The 6,311-nt window shown below is 61.0% G+C and carries 8 protein-coding genes and 2 pseudogenes; 6 read left to right on the plus strand and 4 right to left on the minus strand.

Features of this window, described 5'->3' with window-relative positions:
- From H6B10_RS11635 to H6B10_RS11660, 6 genes and pseudogenes are all read left to right on the plus strand, one after another.
- A pseudogene (locus H6B10_RS11635) lies at nt 1-273 on the plus strand (PTS system trehalose-specific EIIBC component); the annotation flags it as partial.
- 171 nt (nt 274-444) lie between these two features.
- A pseudogene (locus tag H6B10_RS11640) lies at nt 445-759 on the plus strand (DNA-binding response regulator); the annotation flags it as partial.
- Nucleotides 756-1,847 carry a HAMP domain-containing sensor histidine kinase gene (locus H6B10_RS11645; RefSeq protein WP_204651763.1) on the plus strand — a complete coding sequence of 364 codons (1,092 nt, stop codon included), beginning with the start codon at nt 756-758 and terminating at the stop codon, nt 1,845-1,847. The pseudogene H6B10_RS11640 and the gene H6B10_RS11645, both read left to right, overlap by 4 nt.
- On the plus strand, nt 1,844-2,353 hold the full coding sequence (locus H6B10_RS11650) for a hypothetical protein (RefSeq protein ID WP_204651764.1): 510 nt from the start codon (nt 1,844-1,846) through the stop codon (nt 2,351-2,353). The genes H6B10_RS11645 and H6B10_RS11650 overlap by 4 nt, the downstream gene beginning before the upstream one ends.
- A gap of 177 nt (nt 2,354-2,530) precedes the next feature.
- Nucleotides 2,531-2,815, plus strand: coding sequence for a hypothetical protein (locus H6B10_RS11655; RefSeq protein ID WP_204651765.1), 285 nt, complete (start codon nt 2,531-2,533; stop codon nt 2,813-2,815).
- 137 nt (nt 2,816-2,952) lie between these two features.
- The gene (locus H6B10_RS11660) at nt 2,953-3,321 is read left to right on the plus strand and encodes a hypothetical protein (protein ID WP_204651766.1); all 369 of its coding nucleotides are present in this window, start codon (nt 2,953-2,955) and stop codon (nt 3,319-3,321) included.
- A 298-nt stretch (nt 3,322-3,619) separates the two neighbouring features.
- On the opposite strand, the gene H6B10_RS11665 is transcribed toward H6B10_RS11660, so the two are convergent.
- The 4 genes from H6B10_RS11665 to H6B10_RS11680 form a co-directional block, all read right to left on the minus strand.
- Nucleotides 3,620-3,937, minus strand: coding sequence for a hypothetical protein (locus H6B10_RS11665; protein ID WP_204651767.1), 318 nt, complete (start codon nt 3,935-3,937; stop codon nt 3,620-3,622).
- A complete protein-coding gene (locus tag H6B10_RS18875) occupies nt 3,930-5,237 on the minus strand; it encodes a GHKL domain-containing protein (RefSeq protein ID WP_204651768.1) in 1,308 nt (435 codons plus the stop codon). The genes H6B10_RS11665 and H6B10_RS18875 overlap by 8 nt, the downstream gene beginning before the upstream one ends.
- On the minus strand, nt 5,234-5,986 hold the full coding sequence (locus H6B10_RS11675; protein WP_204651769.1) for a LytR/AlgR family response regulator transcription factor: 753 nt from the start codon (nt 5,984-5,986) through the stop codon (nt 5,234-5,236). The genes H6B10_RS18875 and H6B10_RS11675 overlap by 4 nt, the downstream gene beginning before the upstream one ends.
- Nucleotides 5,987-6,107: 121 nt before the next feature.
- The coding region (locus tag H6B10_RS11680) for a cupin domain-containing protein (protein WP_204651770.1) at nt 6,108-6,311 on the minus strand (204 nt) is incomplete at its 5' end.

Raw genomic sequence — 6,311 nt, forward strand, 5'->3', positions numbered from 1 at the left:
CCGGCTATGTTCGGTGTAAACCTCAAACTCCGCTACCCCTTCTATGGCGCCATGCTGGGGTCCGCCATCGGCTGCGGCTATGTGACCCTGACCAACGTGCTCAACATCTCGCCGGGATCGGCCGGTATCATCGGTTTTGTCTGTGTGCTGCCCCAGTGCATGGTCAACTTCCTGATCGGTGTGGTGATCTCGCTGGCGGCCGGGTTCCTGATCACCCTGGCCCTGTCCAAGTCCCGCCGTTTCAATAAAGAACTGGAGGACGCCGCCCAGTAACCTGCCGTACATCTTCCCGCGTCCCGGACGGATACCGCCGCCCGGGGCGTTTTTCTTTTGCCGGGGCATTAACAATTCTCAAACAATTTCCAAACAAAGCGGCAACACAGGCGGCGTATCCTGAGAGAGAAAAGGGTGGGGAGTTGCCCGGCGGTCCCCGCAACGGTATAAGACATTATGATGCCGGAGATCGACGGTTTTGCGCTGGCCGAAAGCATCCGCCGTGTCAACGGGACCATTCCCATCCTGTTCATGTCTGCCCGGGACGATCTGCCCGCCAAACAGCGGGGGTTCCGGCTGCTCTCCTACCCCAACAAGACATTTTCCCGGGCGCAGCTGATGGATGAGTTCTGGGGTGTGGAGTCCGAGACCAGCCTGCGGGCGGTGGATGTGTATATCACCAAACTGCGGGACAAATTCTCCGCCTGCGACGGCTTCGAGATCCGGACGGTGCGGGGACTGGGCTATAAGGCGGTGCTGCGATGAGATCTGCCGAAAAATTTGCCGACCGGCGGGTCAAGCGCGCCCTTTTTCCGCTGCGCACCTTTAGGCTGTTCTTTGCCATGTTTGCAGTGTTTACCACCGTGCAGATGCTCATGATCGGCAGCGTCATCGACTACCGCCGTCTGCCCCTGGCCAACACCCTGGGCGTGCTGGGGTTCTGGGTGGCGGCATCGGTGGGGTTCACCCTTATCACGGGGCTGTTGGTGCGCCACCAGTACCAGAAACCCATAGAGGAAGTGTCCGAGGCTGCCCGCAAGGTGGCAGGCGGGGATTTTTCGGTCTATCTGGCGCCGAAGCACCCGCAGGACAAAGCCACCCACCTGGATGTGCTTTGCCTGGATTTCAACAAGATGGTGGAGGAACTGGGCAGCATCGAAACTTTGAAAACCGACTTTTTCTCCAATGTTTCCCACGAGATCAAGACCCCGCTGGCCGTCATCCAGAACCATGCGGAACTGCTGCAGCAAAAACAGCTTACCGAGGAACAGCGGCAGGAAAGTACGGCCGTCATTCTGCAGGCAGCCCGGCGGCTTTCCAGCCTGATCACCAACATGCTCAAGCTCAACAAACTGGAAAAGCAGGTGATCCAGCCCCAGCCCCGGCCCTTTGATGTCTGTGCCCAGCTGTGCGCCTGCGCATTGCAATTTGAGGATGTGTGGGAGAAAAAGCAGATCGATTTTGAAGCGGACCTGCAGGAACGGCTGCTGCTTACCGCCGACGAAGGGCTGCTGGAACTGGTCTGGACCAACCTGCTCTCCAATGCCATGAAGTTCACCCCGGCGGGGGGCAAAGTCACCCTGACCCAACGCACGGACGGCGAACGTGTCATCGTTACGGTGGCGGATACCGGCTGCGGTATGGACCCGGCCACCCGGCGCCACATTTTTGACCAGTTCTACCAGGGCGATACCTCCCATGCCACCGAGGGCAACGGCCTGGGGCTGGCACTGGTGCGGCGGGTCCTGGAACTGTCGGACGGAACCATCACGGTGGCCAGTACCCCGGGGCAGGGCAGCACCTTTACGGTGGAACTGCCCCTGACGCCCCGCCAGGAGGAGAATCCCGCATGAGTTACATCGGATACGAATACAAAGAACTTACGGTATCGGGACGCGATGTTTCGCTGCTGTTGGACGGTTACGAAAGCTTTGGCTGGCAGCCGGACGAAAACCGCCCCGCGCCCGGCCAGGGCCGCACGGTGACCCTGTACCTGAAGCGGGACCGCAAGATCATCAACAAGATGGAACTGACCCGGCTGCAGCGGAACTTTGAAGCCTGCCTGCAGCAGATCGACCGGTTCCGGCGCGAACCGGCGCGCACGGCCACTGCCTGGGCGCTGTTTGTGGGGCTGGTGGGCACGGCGTTCATGGCGGGGGCGGTGTTTGCCATCACCCATACACCACCCCATTACCTGCTTATGACGGTGCTGGCGGTACCGGCTTTCGGGGGCTGGGCGGCGGCACCGCTGCTGTACCCCCGGTTGCTGCTGCGCCGTCAGGAACGGCTGCAGCCTGCCCTGGACGCCCAGTACGAACAGATCTGGCAGCTGTGCGAAAAAGGCCAGTCCCTTTTATAAAGACCAATGCTCACCGGCGCTTGCAAAAGCGCCGGTCTTTTTTTGTGGTGGTGTGCGGTATTAATCTTTTGCAAACAAAACCTTAGCACAGCGCAAACATGGGGCTGTTATACTGTGCACACAACAACGGGAGCGGACAAAACAAGCCACCGCCCCCTGGTACAGGAGGAAAGGAATATGAGCCAATATACCATCAAACCGGGGCGCCTGGGGCGCCGGATCATCAAGGCATACAAGGCGGTGGAGAACGGATTTGTCCGGGCTTTTTTGCAGCCGGATGGGTCCCTGCGCACCGGCGCTGCGGGGGACAAGGTCGTTTGCGCGTACAAGCGGGTGGAAACCGCGGTGGTAAACCGTTACAAGGGGATAGAAACCGCATTTGTGGATGCTTTTCTGGAAAAGAAAACCAACCCCGAAAAACCGTCCGGGCATTTCCCGGGGCAAGGGGGTGACCGGTCATGATCCCGGTAGTGATATGGGTATCGGCAGCGGTTACGGGCATTTTGCTGGCCGCCGTTCTGCTGACCCGGCATACCCGCCCCTGACGGAACGGCTTTTTCATTCGTTTACCAAAGACAACACACAAAAAAAGTTATATTATGAAAAAGAAAGATTTTGTTACCCTGATTTTTGCTACGGTGGGCGGTATCCTGTTTGCGCTGGGCATGTGTATGGCCCTGCTGCCCGACTGGAATACCCTGCGTCAGGGCGTGGTCACCGGCGGTCTGGGGCTGGCGGTGCTGCTGGCTATGGTGCCGGTACGCCGGAAAATGAGCGGTAAGCCCGCCATTGTATGGAACGCACGAGCCGTGGGCATCACGCTGCTGGGGGCCATTGGCGCAGTGGTGCTGGGGGTGGGCATGTGCCTGACCATGGTGTGGAATATGCTGGTGCCGGGTATTGCCGTGGGATTGGCAGGGATCGTGCTGCTGCTCTGCCTTATCCCCGCCTGCAAGGGGCTGCAGTAAACCGACCGGAACAAACAAAAAGCGGACAGCCGTGGTGGACGGCTGTCCGTTTTTTGCGTCGCAGGGGACCCTTTCTATCCAGAAAAAACTGCCGCTATCGGTGAGAAAGCGGCAGCAGCCGGCAGCAGGGAGTACCGGTCTGTAAGGGAAAGTAGATGGTACTCGGGTCCTGCCCGGACAAACGAGTGGAGGGGGCGTGATCCTCCACAAAACAGCATAGCATATCCCGGTGGTGCCTGCCACCGGTTTTGCAAAACTGGGCGGATTTGTTGCAAAATCGGCAAAACAAAGACGAAATTCAGGGGGAATCCCGGTGCAGCAGTTCGGCCAGGTAGCGCCGGGCCTGGGCGGTTTCGCCCCGTTCCAAAAAGCCCTGCAGTACGATCAATTCGTTCTGGGCGTCGTGATGGGCCATGCGCAGGGCCTCCAGGTCGGCCATTTCCCGGTGCAGGGCGCGGTAGAGGTGGCGTTCCTGCATGGTGATGGCATCTAATTCGCGCCGGGTGTGGCGCCGCTGCATGGCGTACACCCCGGCGATACCCGCCAACAGTACCACCACCAGCACCATAATGGCGGCAATGTCCTGCCATCGCAGCAGGGGCAGAGTGTTAATCATGGGCGGGGCCTCCCTTCTCTTCCGGCAGACAGACCATCGCCACGGCCACCGCCTCGCAGCCTTCCCGCTCCAGGGTGTAGCTGCCGTCGTAGCGGCCGGTGATTTCCCGTAAAATCTTCTGGCCGAATCCATGATTCTCACCCCGGGGGCGGGAGGGCGTATTGCCTACCGAGTTGCGTACCGTAACGCAAAGGCGCCCGGCGGCGGTACAGAAATCAATGGAAAGGCGGGCTGGCCGGGGCGCCTGGGCGGCTGCATTGGCCCCGTTGCTGAACAGGTTGTACAGCAGGCTGGCCAAATCCACCGGCGGCAGGGTGCAGCTGCGGGGCAGCGTGCCGTGGATCTGCAGGGTGACCCCTGCCTCGGCACAGCGGTGGGCGGCATCGGCCAGGGCAACATCTGCCACCGGGTTGTCCGCATAGCGGTGGGTTGCCTGGGCATCCCGCCGGGTCATCCGGCGTACCGTTTCCAAAGCGGCGGCGGTGTCCTCATTTTTCAGCAGGACCTGCAATTCTTCCAGACTGCGGCGATGCTGCCGGCGCAAGGCGCGCAGTTGTTCAACGCTGCGCTGCTGGGCTTCCAGGGCATGCCGGTGCATCTGCTCCCGGGCAGCGGCAATGGCCAGGGTCTGCCGGGCGTAACGGTTTACCAGCCAAAGAAACACGAACCCGATGGCGATGGATTCCAGCATCAAAAAAGGCAGATGCCGCAGCATACCGTACAGGCGGTTGGTGCCTTTGAGCAAAAAAAGCGCCTGCTGCAAATTGATGGCCAGGTTCAGCAGCGGGGAAGCCACCGCCAGAGCGGTATACAGGGGGCGGGGCAGCGCTTCGGCCATACGGATCAGCGGCAGGCACAGCAGGCAGGAGATGGCGCAGGCGGCCAGACTGCCCAGAAAGAACAGCGCCGAGATCCCCAGCCAGCGGGAATAATAAGGCAGGGGCCAGGGCTGGTTCATGACCAGCAGGCAGAAGGGAGAAACCACAAAACTGTGCAGGCAGACGGCGGGGAACAGCGCAAACAGGCGCCGGCGCCAGTCGCCGCCAAAACAGAGCAGCAGAAAGAGGGGCAGCGTCAGCACCATCAGGCAGACCACCAGGCAGGAAAGACCCTGCCCGGTACCGGTGATCTGCCAGTAAAAGTCCGAGAAGGACTTGGCGCCCAGCAGTACCAGCCCGTACACCACAAACAGCAGCCGGTAGCCCACCCCGGGGCGGGGCGTCAGCATAAAACGGAATTGGTAAATGCCCAGAAAATAGGCCGGAACGGTGGGCAGCCAGGCCAGCAGGATCTCCTTCACAGGGGGACCTCACTTTCTTCCGGCTGCAAAGTGGCCAGATAATCCAGGAAACTGCGCCGCACGGCAGCAGCATAGCCGCGGCTGACCGGCAGCACGGCACCGCCCTGTACCCGGATACAGTCTTTTTCGTACCGTTCCGCGTAAGGCCAGTGGATGGCAAAGCTCTTGTGGGTCTGGCAAAAGCGCAGCGGGTCCAGCCGGGCCAGCAGCGGCTCCAGTTTTTCGGTGGTGGAGTAGGTATCGCTCAAGGCGTGCACCCAGGTGGTGCGTACCCGGCGTTCCAGGTAAAGGATATCCCGTTCCGGCAGCTGCAGGGCGTGGCCGGGGTCCCCCAGTACCAGCCGGGGGCCGGCAGGGGCCGGGCGCACACAGCGGAGGCAGGCCCGGGCTACGGCGGCGGGCAGGCGGGTGTCCATATCGGCTTTCAGCACAAAGGCCACATGATCCACCTCGTAGACGTCCTGGCAGAACGCAATGTGGCTGGTCAAAAACAGAATCTGGCAGTGGGGGCATAGGGCTAGCAGCCGACGGGCCAGATCAATGCCGCTGACGCCCGGCATCTGGATGTCCAGAACGGCAATGTCGGGGGCGTCGGTGGCCGCGGCGCGCAGCAGCGTATAGCCGTCGGCAAAGGTCTGCAGGCGGCGGGCAGGACCCTCCGCAGGCGCGGTCAGCAGCTGTTCCACCCGGGCCAGCACGGCGGGTTCGTCGTCGCAGGCTACAAGATGCAGGGTACGCGGGGTGGGCATGGCGGGACCTCCTTTGCCTCAAAAATTGCAAGAGTAAATGGGGAGGATTTATTATAGCACAAAACAGTATTGATGCGCAAAAGGCAGCCCCTGCTTTGGGGCTGCCTTTTGTAACAAAATATTATACGCGGGTGCAAAGGGTCTGCAGGGTGCCGGTCACGGCAAAACCGCCGCTGTTGGCGGGGATAAAGACGCTGTCACCCTTCTTTACGGGCATCGTCTCGCCGCCGCAGGTGACGGTGCCTTCGCCGTCCACAATAAGCAGCGAAACAAAGCTCTCGGCACCGGCGGTACCGGCAAAGTCGTTCTGGTGCACGTCCACCGT

The sequence above is a fragment of the Gemmiger formicilis genome (genome assembly GCF_016901605.1).
Lineage (GTDB): Bacteria > Bacillota > Clostridia > Oscillospirales > Ruminococcaceae > Gemmiger > Gemmiger formicilis_B.

What these genes read in the sequence shown, in the direction of transcription:
- H6B10_RS11645 (WP_204651763.1), top strand. Translation starts at nt 756, where the DNA reads ATGAGATCTGCCGAAAAATTTGCCGACCGGCGGGTCAAGCGCGCCCTT.
- H6B10_RS11650 (WP_204651764.1), top strand. Translation starts at nt 1,844, where the DNA reads ATGAGTTACATCGGATACGAATACAAAGAACTTACGGTATCGGGACGC.
- H6B10_RS11655 (WP_204651765.1), top strand. Translation starts at nt 2,531, where the DNA reads ATGAGCCAATATACCATCAAACCGGGGCGCCTGGGGCGCCGGATCATC.
- H6B10_RS11660 (WP_204651766.1), top strand. Translation starts at nt 2,953, where the DNA reads ATGAAAAAGAAAGATTTTGTTACCCTGATTTTTGCTACGGTGGGCGGT.
- H6B10_RS11665 (WP_204651767.1), bottom strand. Translation starts at nt 3,937, where the DNA reads ATGATTAACACTCTGCCCCTGCTGCGATGGCAGGACATTGCCGCCATT.
- H6B10_RS11675 (WP_204651769.1), bottom strand. Translation starts at nt 5,986, where the DNA reads ATGCCCACCCCGCGTACCCTGCATCTTGTAGCCTGCGACGACGAACCC.